The following is a 21098-nucleotide window of genomic DNA, read 5'->3' on the forward strand; positions in this document are numbered from 1 at the left end:
TATTCAGGGTGTGCGCGAATTCTTGTCAGGAGATAGCGACAATCGTGCCAAACCGGGGATTGCTGCACACAGGCGCGAAATAGAGCCTCGGTTCGATATCACGAGGCTAATCGGCGTTCGGTGCTGAACAAAAGTGAACAGTAAAAACTGAACACTTGAACAACTGAACATTGACTTTGAACAATCCTGAGCGACACTGGATGCACGCACGGGATTGGACGCCCGTGCCAGATCAATAAGAAAAATAAAAATACATGCAGGATCCACCATGGCCATACACCGTGCATCCGTTGCTCATGACGCCATCATCCGAGACTCATGGTCCCGCTGTCGGGACTTTGGTCTGAGTCATCAGTCCACCCCCTCTTTCGGCCAATTACCGAAAGATCAGGTATCGCAGTTACTGGAGCGCCATCAGGCACTGGTGCACACCACCCACCAGGAAGTCCTGCCCTTTTACGAAAACATCCTCAGTAACTCCAACTGCCTGATCATGCTGGCCGATGATCGCGGTCAGTTGCTCAAGTCATGGGGCACGCAGCGTTTTATCGAGCCGTCTCATGCCCATGGCTTCATGGCCGGGGCCAGCTGGATTGAAAGCGCTACGGGCACCAATGCCATTGGCACCGCACTGGTCTGCGAACAGGCGGTACACATCGAGCACAACGAACACTTTCTCAAAGCCAACCGTTTCATGACCGGTTCGGCAGCCCCCATTTATGATGCTGCGCGGCGGATGATTGCGGTACTGGATGTCTCCAGCGACAGCTTCCTGCCGCCCTCCCACACGCTGGGCATGGTGAAAATGATGAGCCAGTCGGTAGAAAACCGACTGATCCTCGATCAGTTTCAGGACAGCCACTTCCAGCTGACCTTCAACACCGGGCTGAACAACCTCGACAGTCAGTGGGCCGGCTTGCTGATATTTGATGAAAACGGGCGGATCATCAGCGCCAACCGTCGCGCCGATAATCTGTTGGGGGGCAGCCCGATGCGGACGAGCATCGAAGCGCTGTTCAATAACCCGACGGCATTTTTGCTCAACCAGCCTGAAGGCTTGCCGTTCTCCCTTCTGGCCTCAGGGAACAACCGCTTTCATGGCGTATTGAGACGGCCTAAACGTAATCCGCTGAGCCTGCATGTTTTCCAGCCCGCGCTTAAACCAGCCGTGCAGGATGGCGTCCCCCTGTCAGCCGTCAGTCTAGGGGACGCCAAAGTAGATAAAGCTGTGCGTCAGGCTGAGCGGCTGCTTGAAAAGAACATCGCCCTGCTGATCCATGGCGAAACCGGTGTGGGTAAAGAGGTGTTCGTCAAAGCCTTGCACAACGCCAGCTCCCGATCCGCCAGGCCACTCATAGCAGTCAACTGCGCAGCGATTCCGGCAGAGCTGGTGGAGTCGGAGTTATTTGGCTATGAAAAAGGCGCGTTCACCGGCGCGCACTATAAAGGCAGCATTGGCCTGATCCGCAAGGCCGACAAGGGGACGCTGTTCCTCGACGAAATTGGCGACATGCCACTGCCGGTTCAGGCGCGTCTGTTACGGGTGCTGCAGGAACGCTGTGTACAGCCACTGGGCAGCAGCGAGTTGCACCCGGTTGACGTGCGGCTGATATCCGCGACCAACCGTAATCTGCGCGATGAGGTATTGGCCGGGCGCTTCCGTCAGGATTTGTATTACCGGATCAGCGGGCTGAATCTCGAACTTCCTCCCCTGCGTGAACGCACCGACAAGGCTGCACTGGTTCAGCAAATCTGGGAGCAGCATCGCGAAGCGAAGCAGACTCGAGGCTTCGAGCCAAAAGTGCTGGCGTTGTTTGATCGTCACCCGTGGCCGGGTAACTTGCGTCAACTCAGCAATGTGATTCAGGTGGCGTTGGCCTTGGCGGATGAGGAGGTCATCGGCACCGAGCATCTTCCGGATGATTTTTTTGCGGATCTGGAGATGAGTTTGCAGGATGTGCCGTCAGTATTCAGTGACAAAGCACAGTTGCATGAGACGGAAGATCTGGATGAGCTATTGCGGGCTGCTGGCGGGAATATTTCCCAGCTGGCCAAGCGCCTGGGGGTGAGCCGCAATACGCTTTACAAGCGGTTGCGGGAAAGACAGGGTTGAGTCACGACCAACAGTTGAACTGGAATGCAATCCCTGTGGGAGCTGAGCTTGCTCGCGATACCGACACCTCGGTTTCAGATCAAACACCGAGGTGCCTGTATCGCGAGCAAGCTCAGCTCCCACAAAGTTTTGCATCTTCTGCGAGACCGCGCTGTATCAGCAACACAGCGCAGATCAAAGTCAGCTAATCAATCCGCCAACCGCCAGGTCGTCCCGCCTTTGCCGTCTTCCAACACCACGCCCATGGCGGTGATCTGGTCGCGGATGCGGTCGGATTCTGCCCAGTCCTTGGCTGCACGGGCAGCCAGACGAGCTTCAATCAGCGCTTCGACTTCTGCCGCATCAACCCGACCTTCAGCGCCAGCGCGCAAGAAGTCATCGGCTTCAAGCTGCAAGACGCCCAACACACTGGCCAGTTGCTTCAAGCGGGCAGCCAGGCCGGCTGCCGCCAACAGATCGGTTTCGCGCAAACGGTTGATCTCACGAACCATCTCGAACAGCACCGCGCAGGCTTCCGGTGTACCGAAGTCGTCGTTCATGGCCGCAGAGAAGCGCTCCACGAACGCCTCGCCACCCACTGGCTCGGAAACCGGCAAGCCACGCAGGGCGTGATAGAAACGCTCAAGCGCGCTCTTGGATTCCCTGAGACTGTCTTCGGAATAGTTAATCGCGCTGCGGTAATGGCTGGAAACCAGCAGATACCGCACCACTTCCGGCGAGTACTTTTCCAGCACGTCGCGAATGGTGAAGAAGTTGTTCAAGGACTTGGACATCTTCTCGCCATTGATGCGAATCATGCCGCAGTGCAACCAGGCGTTGGCGTAGGTTTTACCAGTAGCCGCTTCGCTCTGGGCGATTTCGTTCTCGTGGTGTGGGAACTCAAGGTCGCTGCCGCCACCATGAATATCGAACGTTTCACCCAGGCAGCAGGTGGACATCACCGAGCACTCGATGTGCCAGCCCGGACGCCCGGCGCCCCATGGCGAATCCCAGCTCGGCTCGCCCGGCTTGACGCCTTTCCAGAGCACGAAGTCCAACGGATCATCCTTGGACTCGTCTACTTCGATACGTGCGCCAATACGCAGGTCTTCGATCTTCTTGCGCGACAGCTTGCCATAACCGAGGAACTTGCCGACGCGGTAATACACGTCGCCATTACCTGGCGCGTAGGCATAGCCCTTGTCGATCAGGGTCTGAATCATGGCGTGCATGCCGTCGATGTAGTCGGTCGCACGCGGCTCCATATCCGGTTTGAGGATATTCAGCCGTGCTTCGTCCTCATGCATCGCGTCGATCATGCGCGCCGTCAGCGCATCAAACGACTCACCGTTTTCACGGGCACGATTGATGATCTTGTCGTCAATGTCGGTGATGTTGCGCACATACGTCAGGTCGTAACCGCTGAACCGCAGCCAGCGGGTAACGAGGTCGAACGCCACCATACTGCGGCCGTGGCCAAGGTGGCAGTAGTCGTATACGGTCATCCCGCAGACGTACATGCGCACCTTGTTGCCATCCAGCGGCTTGAAGACTTCTTTGCTCTTGGTGAGCGTGTTGTAGATAGAAAGCACTGAGGCTCCTTAAGACCACGAATCTCGTAGCGTTACAGTCCGGTTGAATACCGGCTGACCTGGTTTCGAGTCCTTGATGTCCGCGCAGAAATAGCCTTCGCGTTCGAACTGGAAACGGTCTTCCGGTTGCGCTTGTCCCAATGAAGGTTCAGCACGACAACCGGTCAGCACTTGCAGGGAATCCGGATTGATGTTGTCCAGGAAGGTCGCACCGTCTTCAGCCTTTTCAGGATTTGGCGAACGGAACAGACGATCGTACAGACGCACTTCGCATTCAACGCTTTCAGCCGCCGGGACCCAATGCACGACGCCTTTGACCTTGCGGCCTTCAGGGTTCTTGCCCAGGGTGTCCGGGTCGTAGGAGCAACGCAACTCGACGATGTTGCCGTCGGCATCCTTGATGGCTTCGTCGGCACGGATCACATAGCTGCCGCGCAGACGCACTTCGCCATTCGGTTCAAGACGCTTGTAGCCTTTTGGCGGCTCTTCCATGTAGTCGTCGCGGTCAATGTAAATCTCGCGGGAGAACGGCAGCTCGCGTACGCCGAGGTCTTCTTTCGGGTGACGCGGCAGCTCAAGCTTCTCGACCTGGCCTTCCGGATAATTAGTGATCACTACTTTCAGCGGACGCAGCACGCACATGGCACGCGGCGCGCTGTGGTCCAGGTCGTCACGGATGCTGAATTCCAGCATGCCGAAATCCACTACGCCGTCGGAACGGTTGGTGCCGATCATTTCGCAGAAGTTACGGATCGACTTCGGCGTGTATCCTCGACGACGGAAGCCCGACAACGTCGACATGCGCGGGTCATCCCAACCGTGAACGTGCTTTTCATCGACCAGTTGCTTCAGCTTGCGCTTGCTGGTGATGGTGTAGTTCAGGTTCAGGCGCGAAAACTCGTACTGACGCGGTTTGCTTGGCACCGACAGGTTGTCGAGGAACCAGTCATACAGCGGACGATGGCTTTCGAATTCCAGGGTGCAGATCGAATGGGTAATACCTTCGATAGCGTCCGATTGGCCGTGGGTAAAGTCGTAGATCGGGTAGATGCACCACTTGTCGCCAGTCTGGTGGTGATGAGCATGGCGAATGCGATACAGGATCGGGTCGCGCAGGTTCATGTTCGGCGAAGCCATGTCGATTTTGGCGCGCAGAACACGGGCACCGTCTTCGAATTCACCGGCTTTCATGCGAGCGAACAGATCCAGGTTTTCCTCGACGCTGCGCTCACGGAACGGGCTGTTCTTGCCCGGTTCGGTCAGGGTCCCGCGGTATTCACGCGCCTGTTCCGGGGTCAGATCGTCCACATAAGCCTTGCCAGCCTTGATCAGCTCGACAGCCCAGTCGTGCAATTGATCGAAATACTGCGAGGCGTAGCGCACTTCGCCATCCCATTCGAAGCCCAGCCACTTCACGTCGCTTTCGATGGCGTCGATGTATTCCTGGTCTTCCTTGGCCGGGTTGGTGTCATCGAAACGCAGGTGCGTGACGCCACCGAATTCCTGAGCCAGACCGAAATTCACGCAGATCGACTTGGCGTGACCGATGTGCAGATAGCCGTTAGGCTCCGGCGGAAAACGGGTCACGATCTTTGTGTGCTTACCCGAATCGAGGTCAGCCTGGACAATCGGGCGCAGGAAATTGGTAGGAATTGCAGGGCCTGCCTTTGAATTCGCAGCGGGGTCTTGAGTGGGCTTGCTCATAGGATCCTTGGACAATACAAGTGCGCGGCCAGGGTAGGCCGACTAAATCAAAGCGCTTATGATAGCCGAAGCTGTCAATAGGCTAACAGCGCCCTGTAAGAAAACCGTCGAGTTAAAAACTCGAAAGAATTATGTAACGACCTCTGTAAACTGCGCGTCTGGGTTATAACGCGTCCATTCACGAATGCCAAAAGAGCGACTTTTGATATGTCCAAAGTAAAATTGACCACCAACCACGGCGACATCGTCCTGGAACTGAACGCTGAAAAAGCGCCGTTGACCGTTGCCAACTTCATCGAATACGTCAAGGCCGGTCACTACGAAAACACCGTATTCCACCGCGTCATCGGCAACTTCATGATCCAGGGCGGCGGTTTCGAGCCAGGCATGAAAGAAAAGAAAGACAAGCGCCCAAGCATCCAGAACGAAGCTGACAACGGCCTGCCGAACAAGAAGTACAGCGTTGCAATGGCCCGTACCATGGAGCCGCATTCTGCCTCCGCACAGTTCTTCATCAACGTGGCTGACAACAGCTTCCTCAACCACAGCGCCAAGACCACTCAAGGCTGGGGTTACGCTGTATTCGGTGAAGTGATCGAAGGCACTGACGTTGTCGACAAGATCAAAGGCGTGGCCACCGGCAGCAAATCCGGCCACCAGGACGTACCGACTGAAGACGTGATCATCGAGAAAGCCGAGATCGTTGAGTGATATTGCTGATCTCCGATCTGCATTTGCAGGAAGAACGCCCGGACATTACCCGGGCGTTTCTGGATCTGATCGCGGGCCGTGCCCGCGATGCTCAGGCCCTGTATATCCTCGGTGATTTTTTCGAGGTCTGGATTGGCGATGATGCAATGTCACCCTTCCAGCGTTCGATTTGCCAGGCGTTGCGAGCGCTGAGCGATAGCGGCACCCAAATATTTCTGATGCACGGCAATCGCGACTTCATGATTGGCCGTGCGTTCTGTAAGGCGGCCGGCTGCACCTTGCTGCCGGACCCGAGCGTTGTTCAGTTGAACGGCGAGCCGGTGCTGCTGATGCATGGCGACAGCCTGTGCACCCGGGACGAAGGCTACATACGCATGCGCCGTTACCTGCGTAACCCGCTGACGTTGTTCGTGCTGCGCAACCTGCCTAAAAGCACCCGGCACAAACTGGCGCGCAAACTGCGCAATGAAAGCCGTTCGCAAACCCGCATGAAAGCCAATGACATTGTCGACGTAACCCCCGAAGAAGTGCCCGAAGTGATGCAGCAATTCGGCGTACGCACCCTGATCCACGGCCATACCCACCGCCCCGCCATCCATAAGCTACAGATCGGCGATCAGGCAGCGCGGCGCATTGTGCTGGGTGACTGGGACAAGCAAGGCTGGGCCGTGCAGGTGGATGAACAAGGGTTTCAGCTGGGGGCGTTTGATTTTGTGCCGGAGCAGCAACCTGCCCTTCCTTCCCCCGAGACACACTGACCCTGTGGGAGCGAGGCTTGCCCGCGATAAGAGCGCCGCAGATATCAGGGCCATCGAATCCAGCCTTATCGCGGGCAAGCCTCGCTCCCACAAGTCATGTGTGAAGCCTCAAAACCGCATCAATGCCCGCCCCCAGCCGCAGGCCCGGCCTTGGCGGTGAATGGCGGTTTGGCCAGCCAGACCAGCAGAATCAAGCCCATGAACACCCAGCCCAGCAGATAAAAGTAATCCACCGTGGACATCATGTACGCCTGACTGCTGAGGGTCTGCTCCAGTTGCGCATAAGCCGAAGGACTCGCACCACCCAGTGCATTCAGCGCATCCCGGGTAGCAGGGTCGTAAGTGCTGATGTTTTCACTCAAGTAAGCATGATGCTGATCGGCGCGGCGGATCCAGATCCAGGTGGTCAGCGATGCAGCGAAGCTACCGCCCAGCGTGCGCAGGAACGTCGCCAAACCAGAACCGTCAGCAATCTGATTGGGCGGCAAGTCCGACAGCAGGATGCTCAGGGTCGGCATGAAGAACAACGCAACGCCCGCCCCCATGAACAACTGCACCAACGCGATGTGTTCAAAGTCCACCTCATTGGTGAACCCCGACCGCATAAAGCAACTGGTACCAATCGCCAGGAACGCCAACCCGGCCAACAAGCGCAGGTCGAACTTGTGTGCGTACTTGCCGACAAAAGGCGACATCAATACCGGCAAGATGCCGATGGGTGCCACGGCCAGCCCTGCCCAAGTGGCGGTGTAGCCCATCTGGGTTTGCAGCCACTGAGGCAGCAGCAGATTGATACCGAAGAAGCCGGCATAGCCACCGACCAGCACCATGGTGCCGATGCGAAAGTTACGGAATGCAAACAGCCGCAGATTGACGATGGGGTGCTTGTCGGTCATTTCCCAGATCACGAAGACCGACAACGCTACAGCTGAGATCAAGGCGCCGATAACGATGAAGTTCGACTCGAACCAATCCAGGTCATTGCCCTTGTCGAGCACGATCTGCAAGGCACCGACACCGATAATCAGGGTAATCAGCCCGACATAATCCATGGGCTGGTAACTGGTCACCACCGGCCGTTTGGCCATTTGCATGCGCACAACGAGCACCGCGAACAGACCGATCGGAATGTTGATGAAGAAGATCCACGGCCAGCTATAACTGTCGGTGATCCAACCGCCGAGAATCGGCCCGGCAATCGGTGCGACCACCGTGACCATCGCCAGCAGTGCCAGTGCCATCCCCCTTTTCGCCGGAGGATAGACCGCAATCAGCAAGGTCTGCGTCATCGGGTACAACGGCCCCGCTACTACGCCTTGCAGCACGCGAAAGCCCACGAGCTCCGGCATCGACTGGGAAATCCCGCACAGGAACGAAGCCAGAACAAACAGAATCGTCGCCCACAGGAACAGCTTCACCTCGCCAAAGCGGCGGCTCAGCCAGCCGGTCAGCGGCAAGGCAATGGCATTACTTACGGCGAATGAAGTAATAACCCAAGTGCCCTGCTCCGAGCTGACGCCCAGATTGCCGGAAATGGTCGGCAAGGCAACGTTGGCAATCGTCGTGTCGAGGACCTGCATGAAGGTCGCCAGGGACAGGCCGATGGTACACAGCAGCAGGCTCGGTGGCGTAAATGATGCGGGGGCGTTGGCGCTCATCGCGAATCCCTGAAAACTTGATGCTGCCCTGACCTTTCACAGGTCAGGGCATGCGGATTGGCGGATCAGCGCTGAGCAGTCTTGCCGGTCAGTGCGCTGTTTTCATGAATCAGGCGATTGATCAAGGCGTCAGCCTCGGCCAGTTGCTGCTCATAGACATTGGTGCTGAATGAGGCCTGCTTCGGCGGCTGCTGCGCCAACACCGGCCCGCTCTGATCGTGCAGATCAACGTTTACTGTCGTGGACAGGCCGATGCGCAATGGATGCTTCGCCAGTTCTTCGGCATTGATGTGGATACGGACAGGAACGCGCTGAACGATCTTGATCCAGTTACCGGTGGCGTTCTGCGCTGGCAGCAAAGCGAATGCGCTGCCAGTACCGGCGCCCAGGCTGTCGATGGTGCCGCTGTACTTCACATCGCTGCCATAAAGGTCGGACTCGATTTCCACCGGCTGACCAATGCGCATGTTGCCCAGTTGGGTTTCCTTGAAGTTGGCATCAATCCACAACTGATCCAACGGGATCACCGCCATCAACGCGGTGCCCGGCTGAACGCGCTGGCCCAGTTGCACGGTGCGCTTGGCGACGTAACCGGTGACGGGTGCGATCAGCGTGCTGCGAGCGTTGGCCAGGTAAGCCTGACGCAACTGGGCCGCTGCGGCTTTCACGTCCGGGTGCGACGACACTTCGGTGTCGTCCACCAACGCGACGCTGCTGGCCAGTTGCTGCTGAACATTGCTCAAGGCGCTCTGCGCACTGATCAAATCATCATGGGCGTGGGAAAGTTCTTCCTGAGAAATCGCCCCGCCAGCGGCCAGACTCTTGCGTCGGGTGTAGTTGTCCTGGGCCTTCTTCACTTCAGCGCGCTGGGCTGCCAATTGAGCTTTCATGCCGTCGACATTGCTGTACAGACCGCGAACCTGTCGCACAGTCTTGGCCAGACTGGCTTCGGCACTTTGCAGACCGACTTCGGCATCCGCAGGGTCGAATTGCAGCAACACCTGACCGGCGCGCACCAAATCACCATCATCCGCGCCAATGCTGGTCACGGTGCCGGTGACCAACGGCGTGATTTCCACCACGTTGCCGTTCACATAAGCGTCGTCAGTGTTTTCATTCCAGCGACCATACAGCTCATGCCAGGCCCAGACGCCCAGCCCTCCGAGAATGACGATCAATGCCAGCCCGAACAGGAGCAGTTTGCGCTTGCGTGGGTTACTGTCTTTTTTACTGTTTTCCGGAGCGTTGCCAGAAGTGTTTTCGCTAGCGGCAGTGGCCATGACGATTACCTTGAGTTAGTCAGCGAAGCAGTTGATGAAGTGGCGTCGGAGGGACTTTCGCCCTCGAAACCACCGCCCAGGGCTTGCATCAACTGGATCGATAAATCGATTCGTTCGGCGTTGAGATCAGCCAGTTGGCGTTGTGACTGGAGCAATTGCTGCTCGGTGGTCAGCACGTCCAGGTAGTTGCCGATCCCCGAGCCATAACGCTGGGTCACGGTATTGAATGATTGCTGGACCACATCCGTGGCGTGCTGACGGGCCTGAATCTGGCCATCAATGGCACGCAGTTGACCGATGTTGTCGCTGACGTCGCCCAAGGCCCGCACCAGGCTCTTGTTGTATTGCGCCACGGCAAGGTCATAATCGGCATCCCGAGCGTCCAGATCTGCGCGCAAGCGGCCGCCATCGAACAGAGGAAGGGAAATGGTCGGCGCGACATTGAAGAAGCGACTGGCCGAGCCAAACATCGCATCGCCCAGCAACGACTCGGCCCCGGCAGCGGCGCTGAGGTTCAGGTTCGGATAGAAATTGGTCTTGCCCGCGACGATGTTCTTGCTCGCAGCCTCTACACGCCAGCGAGCCGCGACGATGTCCGGCCGACGTCCCAGCAGTTCGGCAGGCAACGAAGATGGCAGCGCGACGACCGCAGGCTTGAGCACGTTGGGTCTGGCGATTTCCTGACCGCGATCCGGGCCTTTACCGAGCAACACCGCCAAGGCGATTTTCGCGCTGCGCAGGTTTTTCTCGGCAGCGATAAGCGCCTCTTGTGAGTTGGCCTCCAGGCTTTCGGTCTGCTGATATTGATACTGGCTGTCGATCCCCGATTGCAGGCGCTGGTTGCCCAGATTGAGCAACTGCTGCGTGCGCTTGAGATCCTCGGTCGCCAGATCATGAACAATGTAAGCCTGACCTACATCGCTGTAGGCCCGTGCCACATCGGCGGCCAGCGTCAGGCGTGCGGCTTGCTCATCAACCTCAGCAGCGCGAGCCTGCCCTAAAGCAGCCTCCCAGGCAGCACGTTGGCCGCCCCATAAATCGAAGTTGTAATTGAAGTTCACCGCCAGGCTACGCAACGTGCTGTAGCGCCCGCCCATGCCGCTTGGGTCTTGATCGCGCGCCAAACGCGAGCGGCTGACACTGGCATCGGCATCAACCGTCGGCATGCGGGCCGCATCGGCAGCGTAGGCCGACGCCATGGCTTGATGAGTGCGCGCATTGGCGACTTGCATGTCCGGGCTATCACGCAGGGCTTCGTTGATCAGAGCATCGAGCTGCGGATCGCCGAGATTTTTCCACCAGTCACGTTTCGGCCAGGCTGCAGGTGAAAGGTTGATGCCTTGCAGGCTGCTCTCAGCTTGAAGCTTGTTTGCGTCAAGGCTTTTGCCTTGGGTGGTCAGGCCGCTGTAGTTGGCACAACCGGCAACACTCAGGGCGACCAGCAACAGGCTATAACGCGCCCGCGACAAAGAAAGGCTCATTCTGCACCTCGGTCTTTGAAACTCAGACGGGTGATGGCGATGTGATCGTTAGCGTCAATCAGTACTTTGCTGAGGATTCGCTCCAGACTTGCCACCTCCTCCGCATCCAGCACGCCGAGCAATTCATTCATGGCTTCAGCGCCAATTTGCGGCAATTGGTCGGTGATGATTCGCCCCTGCTCCGTCAGAACGAGCTGAACCTGACGCCGATCCGTGGCCGAGCGAGCGCGCTCAATCAGCTGCTTTTGCTCTAGACGATCCAGCATGCGGGTCATCGAACCGCTGTCCAGGGACAGGTGCCGACACAATTCAGCGGGAGTGTCCGCGCGGAACTGGGCCACGATGATCAGGACCTTGAACTGCGAGAACGTGATGCCATAGGGCACCAATTGCTTGTCGAGGATGCGATCCTTCAGCGAATTGGTACGGCCGATCAGCATGCCCATGATCGTCGACTGCTGATTGTCAGGACTGAAATGTTTCATGAATCCACCAAATTAGCTGCCTAGGCAGAGAATATGGCGATATTACTGCTTAGGCAGCAAATGGCAAAGCTTTTATTAGCTTGCTTACTATTTAGACGAGATGGCGGCGATACCTGTAGGAGCTCACGAGCACCGCGAGGCGATAGCGGCTTATCTGATACACCGCTATCGCTGCCTCGCGGTGCTCGTGAGCTCCTACAAGGAATAACTTTTTAATTCAGGAAATATTGAGTCGTTGATACAGACTCAACCGAACGCGGGCACACCGCTATGAAACCTAAACTCTTCATCCGGACTTTCGATCAGGTCGCGCTCGGCCAGGCGGATCTCTTCGATCTTGGCGTCAACATCAGCCTTGTCACCGTAGGTGTAAGCCAGCTTCAGGTAATCCTGAAAATGCCGCGCTTCGGACTTCAACAGTCCAGCGTAGAACTTGCCCAGCTCTTCATCCAGATGTGGCACCAGACAGGCGAAACGCTCGCAGGATCGGGCCTCGACAATGGCGCCCACAATCAACGCATCCGTCAGGCGATACGGGTTGTGATTGCGCACCAGCTTGCGCAGGGCCCCGGCGTATCGCGCAGAGCTGACGTTGGCCATGGGAATTTCGCGCTTGCGGATAATGCTCAGCACCTGCTCGAAGTGGCGCAGTTCTTCCCGGGCCAGGCGCGACATCTTGCTCAACAGGTCGAACTTGTCGTTGTACTGGAACATGAACTGAAACGCCGCTCCAGCCGCCTTCTTTTCGTTGTTCGCGTGGTCGATCAGCAGAATGTCCAGGTTGCGTAATGCAGCCTGAACCCAACTGTCGGGGGTGCGGCAAAGCAGGAAGGCTTCAATTTCAGGAATCGGGTACATAGGCTCACAAAAGGCCGGACGACAAGGCCGGGCATTATACGAGTGGGATGGGTGTTCGGCGATAGAAATGCGATTTTCCGGGGAGACTCAATGTGTGTGCGCAAGCTGATGTGACGACGTGGGACCGGCTTTAGCCGGGAAGAGGCCGGTACATTCACACATTTTCTTCGTCGGAAATGCCGCCTTCCCGGCTAAAGCCGGTCCCACTTCAGTTTGTGGGTAAATATAAAATCTCCCGCAGGATCACATTTCAATTCATGCTCAGGTAAGAGTAGTCAAACGACTCTCAGCCCTTGCGCTTCCCATCCAGCCGACGCAAATGGCAGGTCACTTCTTCGCGGTCGTGGTACAGCTGCTTGCAGCCGATCTCGACCCTAATACCTCGCACTTCGAAGCCCTCCTCAATGCGCTGCAACAGGCGACTGACTTCGGCGTAGCGCTGCTTCATCGGCAGTTTGAGGTTGACCACGGCTTCGCGACACAAGCCTTCGCCCAACCAGGTTTCCAGCAAAGCAGCGTTACGCGCAGGCTTTTCCACGATGTCACAGACCATCCAGTCCACCGGCTGACGCGGCTTGTAAGTAAAACCGTCCGCCATCAAATGTTGAACCAGCCCGGTGTCCATCAGGCTTTCGGCCATCGGGCCGTTGTCGATAGCCGTCACCAGCATGCCGCGACGTACCAGTTGATAAGTCCAGCCACCCGGAGCAGCGCCGAGATCGACACCGGTCATGTCGCCTGAAAGACGCTCATCCCACTGATCGCGGGGAATGAAGTGGTGCCACGCTTCTTCAAGCTTCAGCGTTGAACGGCTCGGCGCTTCACGGGGAAACTTCAAACGTGGAATACCCATGGGCCACATGGCCGAATTGTCGGCATCCGCCAGACCGAGAAACACTTCACGACCGCTCTTGAACGTCAGCAACAGGCGAGGTTTTCGCGGGTCGTCTACCAGTTTGCCAGCCTGAATCAGGGCCTTGCGCAGCGGGGCCTCGAACTTGCGGCAGAACGTCGACAGCTCCTTGCCGTCGTTGGTGTCCACCACTTCAAGCCACAGGCTGCCGCAGGTGACGAAGGTCGCCATGTGCGCGAGGATCACGCTGATGCGGTCGGTTTCCGGCAGTTCCAGGAACACACCTCGCGCCCATTGCCGGGGGAAGATCAGCTTCGAGAAGCGCTGGCCATTCATCAGGCGCTCGGCACCATCGTCCTCGGTGCAGACAAATTCGGCGAAGGCTGTATTCGGCTTGGCTTTGGCGTAGCCAGACACATTGAGGCGCGCCGCGTGTTCGGCGATTTCAGAACACACTTCGCCTTCAAAGCCCGGACGACAGTGCATAAACAGGGTGTTCATGGGGGTGCTCCTGAACACGTCGACCTATACGAGAAGATTAATCTCAGCGACGCAAAAGGCGAGCATGATAGCTGAATCAGGAACCACTGGAGCGACCAACTGGTCAAGTACTGCATAGCCATAAACCACAAGCGGCGCTATGACGTCAGCCTGCCAAGGATTTCAATCGTCCAGTCCGTACCGTGCGGACGCGTCAAAGGAGTTATTTCATGCCCTCCCTCGATAGCCTGAACAGCCTTAAAACCCTAGAAATCGATAACAAGACCTACCACTATTTCAGCCTTCCGGAAGCCGCCAAGACCTTGGGCGACTTAAGCAAGCTGCCAATGTCCCTCAAGGTTTTGCTGGAAAACCTGCTGCGCTGGGAAGACAACAAAACGGTCACCGGCACCGACCTCAAATCGCTGGCCGCTTGGCTGAGCGAGCGGCGCTCGGACCGGGAAATCCAATACCGCCCTGCTCGCGTACTGATGCAAGACTTCACCGGCGTACCTGCCGTGGTCGATCTGGCTGCCATGCGCGCCGCCGTTGCCAAGGCTGGCGGCGATCCGCAGCGGATCAATCCGTTGTCTCCGGTGGATCTGGTCATCGACCACTCCGTGATGGTCGACAAATTCGGCGCTGCCGACTCATTCGCCCAGAACGTCGACATTGAGATGGAGCGCAATGGCGAGCGTTACGCCTTCCTGCGCTGGGGCCAGAGCGCGTTCGATAACTTCAGCGTGGTGCCGCCGGGCACCGGGATCTGTCACCAGGTCAATCTGGAATACCTGGGCCGCACGGTCTGGACCAAAGACGAGGATGGCCGCACCTATGCCTTCCCCGACACATTAGTGGGCACCGATTCGCACACCACCATGATCAACGGCCTCGGCGTGCTCGGCTGGGGCGTAGGCGGTATCGAAGCGGAAGCGGCAATGCTTGGCCAACCGGTGTCGATGCTGATTCCGGAAGTGATTGGCTTCAAGCTCAACGGCAAGCTCAGGGAGGGCATTACTGCGACCGATCTGGTGCTGACCGTCACGCAAATGCTGCGCAAGAAAGGCGTGGTCGGCAAGTTCGTCGAGTTTTACGGCGACGGTCTGGCTGAACTGCCGCTTGCCGACCGCGCCACGATCGCCAACATGGCGCCGGAATACGGCGCGACGTGCGGTTTCTTCCCGGTCGACGATGTGACGCTGGAGTATCTACGCCTGTCCGGTCGTCCTGATGAAACCGTGAAACTGGTCGAGGCCTATTGCAAGGCGCAAGGCCTATGGCGCCTGCCCGGCCAGGATCCGGTGTTTACCGACAGCCTTGAACTGGACATGAACACGGTCGTAGCCAGTCTGGCCGGCCCTAAACGTCCTCAGGATCGTGTCGCGCTGCCTGATGTTTCCCAAGCCTTTTCTGATTTCCTTGGCCTGCAATTCAAACCCGCTCAGAAAGACGAAGGCCGTCTGGAAAGCGAAGGTGGTGGCGGTGTCGCGGTCGGCAATGCCGATCAGGTGACCGGCGAGGCAGACTATGAATATGAAGGCCGCACCTATCGCCTGAAAAACGGCGCAGTGGTCATCGCTGCCATTACCTCCTGCACCAATACCTCTAATCCCAGCGTGATGATGGCTGCCGGACTGGTCGCAAAGAAAGCTGTAGAAAAAGGCCTGACAACCAAGCCCTGGGTAAAAACCTCTCTGGCTCCGGGTTCCAAGGTGGTGACTGATTACTACAAAGCCGCCGGGCTTACCCAGTACCTCGACGCACTGGGTTTTGATCTGGTGGGCTACGGTTGCACCACGTGTATCGGCAACTCGGGGCCGCTACCTGAACCTATCGAGAAAGCGATTCAACAGTCGGATCTGACCGTGGCTTCAGTGCTGTCCGGCAACCGCAACTTCGAAGGTCGCGTGCATCCGTTGGTCAAAACCAACTGGCTGGCTTCGCCGCCGCTGGTTGTGGCCTATGCATTGGCAGGCAGCGTGCGGGTCGACATCAGCAGCGAATCGTTGGGCGAAGGCAAAGACGGTCAGCCGGTATATCTGCGCGATATCTGGCCGACCCAGAAAGAAATCGCCGATGCGGTTGAGCAGGTCAATACCGGCATGTTCCACAAGGAGTACGCCGAGGTGTTTGCCGGTGACGAACAGTGGCAAGCCATTGAAGTACCGCAAGCTGCAACTTACGTGTGGCAGGACGATTCGACGTATATCCAGCACCCGCCGTTCTTCGAGAACATCGCAGGTCCGCTACCGGTGATCGAAGACATCCACAGCGCTCGCGTGCTGGCAATGCTGGGTGACTCTGTGACCACTGACCACATTTCTCCAGCCGGTAATATCAAAACAGACAGCCCCGCAGGCCGGTATCTGCGCCAACAAGGCGTTGAGCCGCGAGACTTCAACTCTTATGGTTCTCGCCGTGGTAACCATGAAGTGATGATGCGCGGCACCTTTGCCAACATCCGTATTCGCAACGAGATGCTCGGCGGCGAAGAAGGTGGTTTTACCCTGCACGCCCCCACTGACGAGAAGATGCCGATCTACGATGCGGCCATGCGTTATCAGGCTGAAAACACGCCATTGGTGATCATCGCCGGGCAGGAATACGGCACCGGTTCAAGCCGTGACTGGGCTGCAAAAGGGACTAACCTGCTGGGCGTCAAAGCAGTGATTGCGGAGAGTTTTGAACGTATTCACCGCTCCAACCTGGTGGGCATGGGCGTATTGCCGCTGCAGTTCAAGAATGGCCAAAGTCGCAAGACGCTCAACCTCACAGGCAAAGAGACGCTGGACATCAGCGGTCTGACTCATGCTGACCTGCAGCCGGGCATGAGCCTCACGCTGACGATCACCCGCGAAGACGGCACTCGGGAAAACGTTGATGTGCTGTGCCGCATCGATACGCTGAATGAGGTCGAGTACTTCAAGGCGGGCGGGATTCTGCACTATGTGTTGCGACAATTGATTGCATCTTGAATTGACGTAAACCTGTGGGTGCGACAGGGTGGCGCCCCACCTTGCTAGCGATAAGGCTTAACTAGATCCACTTAAGAACGCGGGTGGCCTTATCGCGAGCAAGCTCAGCTCCCACAGGAGCTCATTCCAACTCATGTTCAGTAATAAGGGCGATAACCGAACAGATTTATCGCCTTGCCTTAAGTTTGGCTCTTCCGCAAAATTAACCATCTGGTACATTTTGCTGAAACCGCATCCTTCGATCCCAGAATGCGGCATCTAATAAGAGCCGATCGCCATGACTGTCATTCGTAAACCGTCCATTCTTGCCGGCCTCATTGGTTCGGGCATTCAAGCTTCGCGTACCCCGGCGCTGCATGAGCACGAAGGCGATGCCCAAGGCATGCGCTATTTGTACCGACTGCTCGATCTCGACGCGCTCAAACTCGACATCACCGCCCTGCCAGACCTGCTCAACAGCGCCCAGCACATGGGCTATACCGGGCTGAACATCACCTTTCCCTGCAAACAGGCGGTTATCCCGCTACTGGATCAGCTGTCGTCCGAAGCCCGAGGCATAGGCGCGGTGAACACGGTGCTGTTCAAGGATGGTCAGCGGATCGGCCACAACACCGACTGCCTGGGTTTCGCCGAGGGTTTCCGTCGCGGCCTTGATGACGTAGCGCGCAAGCGCGTGGTGCAGATGGGGGCTGGCGGCGCGGGCGCTGCGGTGGCGCATGCGTTGCTGGCCGAAGGCGTCGAGCAATTGAGTATCTTCGAAGTCGAGCCGGCAAGAGCTCAGGGCCTGGTAGATAACCTCAATAGCCACTTTGGCGCGAATCGGGCGGTGGTGGGTCGTGATTTACCCGCTGCAATGGCCGCTGCCGATGGCCTGGTCAATACCACTCCGGTCGGCATGACCAAACTGCCTGGTACACCACTGCCACCGGAGCTCTTGCACGAAGGCTTATGGGTCGCGGAAATCATCTATTTCCCGCTGGAAACCGAATTGCTCAAACACGCCCGCGCCCTGGGTTGCCGCACGCTGGACGGCGGCACGATGGCGGTGTTTCAGGCGGTGAAGGCCTTTGAACTGTTCAGCGGCCAGACTGCGGACGCCGGGCGCATGCAGGATCATTTTGCGAGAATGGGTGATTGAGGACGCAGATCAATAATTACCTGTAGGAGCTCACGAGCACTGCGAGGCAGCGATGGCGGAGTGTCAGGCAAACCGCAATCGCTGCCTCGCGGTGCTCGTGAGCTCCTACAGTAGAGGGGTCAGTGGACATTAAAATTACGGCCGCAGGTAACGGCTCACTGAATCACACAGCATCGCCTTGTGCCGCTGTTTGATCTCGTCGTTGACCAATTCAATCTGGAAGATCTCGGAAAAGGTGTGGCGGTTCGAGATCCGGTAGAAACAGAACGAACTGATCATCAAATGCAGGTCGATGGCGTTCACGCCTTGGCGAAAAACGCCTTGAGCCTCACCCCGGCGCAAAATCTTGTCGAGAATACTGACAATGTTCTGGCTCAACTGGCGAATGGTCGGTGACTGTTTGACGTTCTCGCCGTTGTGGATGTTCTCGATACAGACGATCCGCACAAAGTCGACGTTGCGGTCGTGGTGGTCGAAGGTGAACTCCACCAGCCGCTCGATGGCCTGCATGGGTTCCAGCGCGTCCAGATTGAGCCCGCTTTCAGTGCGGCGAATGTCGCCATAAAGCTTTTCCAGCACCTCGGCGTACAACTGCTCCTTGCTGTTGAAGTAGTAATAGATCATCCGTTTGGAGGTTTTTGTGCGCTCGGCGATGGCATCCACCCGCGCGCCGGACAATCCCTGGGCGACGAACTCGGCAATGGCTGCCTGGAGGATGTCATCCCGGGTTTTCTCTGGATTGTTCTTGCGCCCTGTCGCCGATGTTCGAACCGGGGCGATCACAGCACCTTCGTCAATAGTTGTCATTTCAGCGGCATACCACGGTCAGATCGGGGCGGTGCTATGTTTCTCATAGTCCGGGGCCGCCCTCGAGGCTCAAAATGACTGCGCTACATGGATCAGAGCCGGGCCTGACGAGCGGCACCGCTGCGTGTCTTGGCCATGGCTGCCAGCCGTACTGCGACGTTGGCGGCGCCGTAACCCACATAGCCATTCTTGCGCTGCAGGATCTCGAAGAAGAAACGATCATCGAACGGCTCGGTGTACACGTGAAACAGCTCGCCACCTTGGGCATCGCGGTCGTAAAGCACGTTGTAATAAGCCAGTTCGCTGAGGAATTCGTCATCGAAATCGAAGCGCGCGGCCAGATCGTCGTAGTAATTGAGCGGGATGTCCAGCAGCTTCAAGCCAGCCTCTTTGGCGCGGCTGACTTCAGCGAAGATATCTTCGCAGGCAAAAGCGATGTGGTGGACGCCGGAGCCTCGATAACTGGACAGCGCGTGAGAAATTGCCGTGTTGCGATTTTCCGAGATATTCAGCGGCAAACGTACAGTGCTGCAACGGCTGCGCAACGCCCGGCTTTTGACCAGACCGTAAGGGTCGGGCAGCACCACTTCGTCGTCGGCTTCGAAATCCAGCAGGCTTTTGTAGAACAGTACCCAGCTGTCCAGACTGTCCGCAGGCAGCGCCATGGCCATGTGGTCGATACGCTGCAGCCCGCCACCCGCTTGGGCGTTCGGGTTAACGACGAAGTCGATGTCGTAGATCGACTCACCCGGCACGGCAGGTTCGACCAGATAGATCAGGCTGCCATCCGGTGCACGTACCGACGGGACTTCCCGTTCGTTAGGCCCAACCAATCCACGGTACGGCTGGCCTTTAAAGGCCTGGGCACGTTCCAGCGCTGCCGAGCCGCTCTCGACTCGTAACGCTGTGGCACAGAGTGATGGACCGTGTGCCTCAAAAAAACTGTGAGCGAACGAATAAGGTTCGGCATTGAGCACGATCTTGATATCGCCCTGCCCCATCAGGCTGACGGCCTTGGAGCGGTGCTGGCCGAGCTTGGCGAAACCGAGATTACCCAACCAGCCAGCAAGGCGCGCGCCCTGAGCGTCGTCCACTGCAAACTCTAGAAACTCGACGCCGTTGTAAGTGCTGGCGGGCGGCGGACTGAACAACAGATCTTTGGCCACAGGTTCATTCTGTGACTCCAGCAACAGCCGGGTTTTCTCTTCCAGGTACAACAGCGAACGCAAGCCATCAGCAGCATTGGCCCGAGGTGGCGCGGCGCGGAAACCATCATTGAAGATTTCCAGCGACAACGGCCCGGTATAGCCCGTTTTCAGAATCGGCGCGAGGAAGCCCGGCAGATCGAATTCACCCTGGCCGGGGAAGCAACGGAAGTGGCGGCTCCACTCCATGACGTCCATGGCCAGAATCGGCGCATCGGCCATCTGCACGAAGAAGATCTTGTCGCCGGGGATCTGCGCAATTGCGCTCGGATCGCCCTTGAGGGACAAAGTGTGAAAGCTGTCGAGCAACACGCCCAAGGCGGGATGATCGACCTGTTTGACCAGATTCCAGACCTGTTGCCAGGTATTCACATGACGGCCCCAGGCGAGCGCTTCGTAGCCCACTCGTAACTGACGGGCACCGGCGCGCTCGGCCAGCATCGCCAGGTCATCGCGCAGAATGTTTTCGTCACCTAGCGAGTCGGCGGCGCTGTTGCTGCAGACCAGTACCAGGTCGGTACCCAGTTCCTGCATCAAATCAAACTTACGCTCGGCGCGGTCAAGGTTGCGTGGCAAGCGGTCACGGCGGCAGCCTTCGAAGTCCCGGAAGGGCTGGAACAGAGTAATCGCAATGCCCAAATCGGCGCAGATCTGCCGTACATGGCGTGGGCTGCCATCGTAGTAAAGGAGGTCATTTTCGAAAATCTCGACACCGTCAAAGCCGGCAGCGGCGATGGCTTCGAGTTTTTCCGGCAGGGTTCCGCTCAAGGAAACGGTGGCAATCGAACGTTGCATGTTTGACTCCTGTGAGATCGCGACTTCTGCGAATCGCATGTCTGGTGCCACCCAATAGACCGCACGGCAGCGCAAGGATTGGGGGTGATTGAATTATTCTCCCGGCCAACGGCCATCGCAATTCATAATGTACCAGACAGTTAGTTTAATGTTCGATAATCGCCCCAAAGCAGATTTGTCTGATTGACGCTTTTGTCGGGCGTGCTCAACATCAGCAGCACATTGT

15 protein-coding genes are annotated in these 21098 nt (G+C 57.5%); 5 read left to right on the top strand and 10 right to left on the bottom strand.

Annotation, left to right across the window (positions count from 1 at the left end; genetic code table 11):
- Window positions 1-268 precede the first annotated feature (268 nt).
- On the top strand, window positions 269-2113 hold the full coding sequence (locus AUC60_RS10075; RefSeq protein ID WP_087266304.1) for a sigma-54-dependent Fis family transcriptional regulator: 1845 nt from the start codon (window positions 269-271) through the stop codon (window positions 2111-2113).
- A gap of 188 nt (window positions 2114-2301) precedes the next feature.
- Here the strand turns inward: AUC60_RS10075 and cysS are convergent, their stop codons facing one another.
- Both cysS and AUC60_RS10085 read right to left on the bottom strand, forming a co-directional pair.
- Entirely contained in the window at window positions 2302-3684 is a 1383-nt protein-coding gene (cysS, locus tag AUC60_RS10080) for a cysteine--tRNA ligase (RefSeq protein WP_087266306.1), read from the bottom strand.
- A gap of 9 nt (window positions 3685-3693) precedes the next feature.
- Window positions 3694-5388, bottom strand: coding sequence for a glutamine--tRNA ligase/YqeY domain fusion protein (locus AUC60_RS10085; protein WP_087266308.1), 1695 nt, complete (start codon window positions 5386-5388; stop codon window positions 3694-3696).
- Between the two features lie 207 nt (window positions 5389-5595).
- Here AUC60_RS10085 and AUC60_RS10090 point away from each other — a divergent pair, with 207 nt between their 5' ends.
- Together AUC60_RS10090 and lpxH are read left to right on the top strand one after the other, a co-directional pair.
- Window positions 5596-6099, top strand: a complete 504-nt coding sequence (locus AUC60_RS10090) for a peptidylprolyl isomerase (protein WP_087266310.1) — start codon at window positions 5596-5598, stop codon at window positions 6097-6099.
- Window positions 6096-6857 (top strand): UDP-2,3-diacylglucosamine diphosphatase, encoded by a 762-nt coding sequence (gene lpxH, locus AUC60_RS10095; RefSeq protein WP_087266312.1) that lies wholly within the window; start codon window positions 6096-6098, stop codon window positions 6855-6857. Before AUC60_RS10090 ends, lpxH begins: the two co-directional genes overlap by 4 nt.
- Window positions 6858-6976: 119 nt before the next feature.
- On the opposite strand, the gene AUC60_RS10100 is transcribed toward lpxH, so the two are convergent.
- From AUC60_RS10100 to rlmM, 6 genes are all read right to left on the bottom strand, one after another.
- Complete coding sequence (locus AUC60_RS10100) at window positions 6977-8515, bottom strand: DHA2 family efflux MFS transporter permease subunit (RefSeq protein ID WP_087266314.1); 1539 nt, start codon at window positions 8513-8515, stop codon at window positions 6977-6979.
- 65 nt (window positions 8516-8580) lie between these two features.
- Window positions 8581-9795: an HlyD/EmrA/EmrK family protein gene (locus tag AUC60_RS10105; protein ID WP_087266316.1), complete on the bottom strand. Its 1215-nt coding sequence runs from the start codon at window positions 9793-9795 to the stop codon at window positions 8581-8583.
- A gap of 5 nt (window positions 9796-9800) precedes the next feature.
- Window positions 9801-11276, bottom strand: a complete 1476-nt coding sequence (locus AUC60_RS10110; RefSeq protein WP_087266318.1) for an efflux transporter outer membrane subunit — start codon at window positions 11274-11276, stop codon at window positions 9801-9803.
- On the bottom strand, window positions 11273-11761 hold the full coding sequence (locus AUC60_RS10115) for a MarR family winged helix-turn-helix transcriptional regulator (RefSeq protein WP_087266320.1): 489 nt from the start codon (window positions 11759-11761) through the stop codon (window positions 11273-11275). Before AUC60_RS10115 ends, AUC60_RS10110 begins: the two co-directional genes overlap by 4 nt.
- 246 nt (window positions 11762-12007) lie before the next feature.
- Window positions 12008-12619 carry a MiaE family protein gene (locus tag AUC60_RS10120; RefSeq protein ID WP_087266322.1) on the bottom strand — a complete coding sequence of 204 codons (612 nt, stop codon included), beginning with the start codon at window positions 12617-12619 and terminating at the stop codon, window positions 12008-12010.
- A gap of 286 nt (window positions 12620-12905) precedes the next feature.
- Window positions 12906-13973, bottom strand: a complete 1068-nt coding sequence (gene rlmM, locus AUC60_RS10125) for a 23S rRNA (cytidine(2498)-2'-O)-methyltransferase RlmM (RefSeq protein WP_087266324.1) — start codon at window positions 13971-13973, stop codon at window positions 12906-12908.
- A 209-nt stretch (window positions 13974-14182) separates the two neighbouring features.
- On the opposite strand from rlmM, the gene acnA reads away from it, so the two are divergent.
- A complete protein-coding gene (gene acnA, locus AUC60_RS10130) occupies window positions 14183-16927 on the top strand; it encodes an aconitate hydratase AcnA (protein WP_087266326.1) in 2745 nt (914 codons plus the stop codon).
- Between the two features lie 277 nt (window positions 16928-17204).
- A complete protein-coding gene (locus AUC60_RS10135; protein ID WP_087266328.1) occupies window positions 17205-18065 on the top strand; it encodes a shikimate dehydrogenase in 861 nt (286 codons plus the stop codon).
- 135 nt (window positions 18066-18200) lie between these two features.
- Here the strand turns inward: AUC60_RS10135 and AUC60_RS10140 are convergent, their stop codons facing one another.
- Window positions 18201-18872 (bottom strand): TetR/AcrR family transcriptional regulator, encoded by a 672-nt coding sequence (locus AUC60_RS10140; RefSeq protein ID WP_087266330.1) that lies wholly within the window; start codon window positions 18870-18872, stop codon window positions 18201-18203.
- A 92-nt stretch (window positions 18873-18964) separates the two neighbouring features.
- Window positions 18965-20872, bottom strand: coding sequence for a 3-dehydroshikimate dehydratase QuiC (gene quiC / locus AUC60_RS10145; protein WP_087266332.1), 1908 nt, complete (start codon window positions 20870-20872; stop codon window positions 18965-18967).
- Window positions 20873-21098: the final 226 nt, after the last annotated feature.

The sequence above is a fragment of the Pseudomonas caspiana genome (assembly GCF_002158995.1).
GTDB classification, from domain to species: domain Bacteria; phylum Pseudomonadota; class Gammaproteobacteria; order Pseudomonadales; family Pseudomonadaceae; genus Aquipseudomonas; species Aquipseudomonas caspiana.

Excerpts from the sequence above, each read along its gene's own strand:
- AUC60_RS10075 (WP_087266304.1), top strand. The coding sequence starts at position 269 with ATGGCCATACACCGTGCATCCGTTGCTCATGACGCCATCATCCGAGAC.
- AUC60_RS10085 (WP_087266308.1), bottom strand. The coding sequence starts at position 5,388 with ATGAGCAAGCCCACTCAAGACCCCGCTGCGAATTCAAAGGCAGGCCCT.
- AUC60_RS10090 (WP_087266310.1), top strand. The coding sequence starts at position 5,596 with ATGTCCAAAGTAAAATTGACCACCAACCACGGCGACATCGTCCTGGAA.
- AUC60_RS10100 (WP_087266314.1), bottom strand. The coding sequence starts at position 8,515 with ATGAGCGCCAACGCCCCCGCATCATTTACGCCACCGAGCCTGCTGCTG.
- AUC60_RS10105 (WP_087266316.1), bottom strand. The coding sequence starts at position 9,795 with ATGGCCACTGCCGCTAGCGAAAACACTTCTGGCAACGCTCCGGAAAAC.
- AUC60_RS10110 (WP_087266318.1), bottom strand. The coding sequence starts at position 11,276 with ATGAGCCTTTCTTTGTCGCGGGCGCGTTATAGCCTGTTGCTGGTCGCC.
- AUC60_RS10115 (WP_087266320.1), bottom strand. The coding sequence starts at position 11,761 with ATGAAACATTTCAGTCCTGACAATCAGCAGTCGACGATCATGGGCATG.
- AUC60_RS10120 (WP_087266322.1), bottom strand. The coding sequence starts at position 12,619 with ATGTACCCGATTCCTGAAATTGAAGCCTTCCTGCTTTGCCGCACCCCC.
- rlmM (WP_087266324.1), bottom strand. The coding sequence starts at position 13,973 with ATGAACACCCTGTTTATGCACTGTCGTCCGGGCTTTGAAGGCGAAGTG.
- acnA (WP_087266326.1), top strand. The coding sequence starts at position 14,183 with ATGCCCTCCCTCGATAGCCTGAACAGCCTTAAAACCCTAGAAATCGAT.
- AUC60_RS10135 (WP_087266328.1), top strand. The coding sequence starts at position 17,205 with ATGACTGTCATTCGTAAACCGTCCATTCTTGCCGGCCTCATTGGTTCG.
- AUC60_RS10140 (WP_087266330.1), bottom strand. The coding sequence starts at position 18,872 with ATGACAACTATTGACGAAGGTGCTGTGATCGCCCCGGTTCGAACATCG.
- quiC (WP_087266332.1), bottom strand. The coding sequence starts at position 20,872 with ATGCAACGTTCGATTGCCACCGTTTCCTTGAGCGGAACCCTGCCGGAA.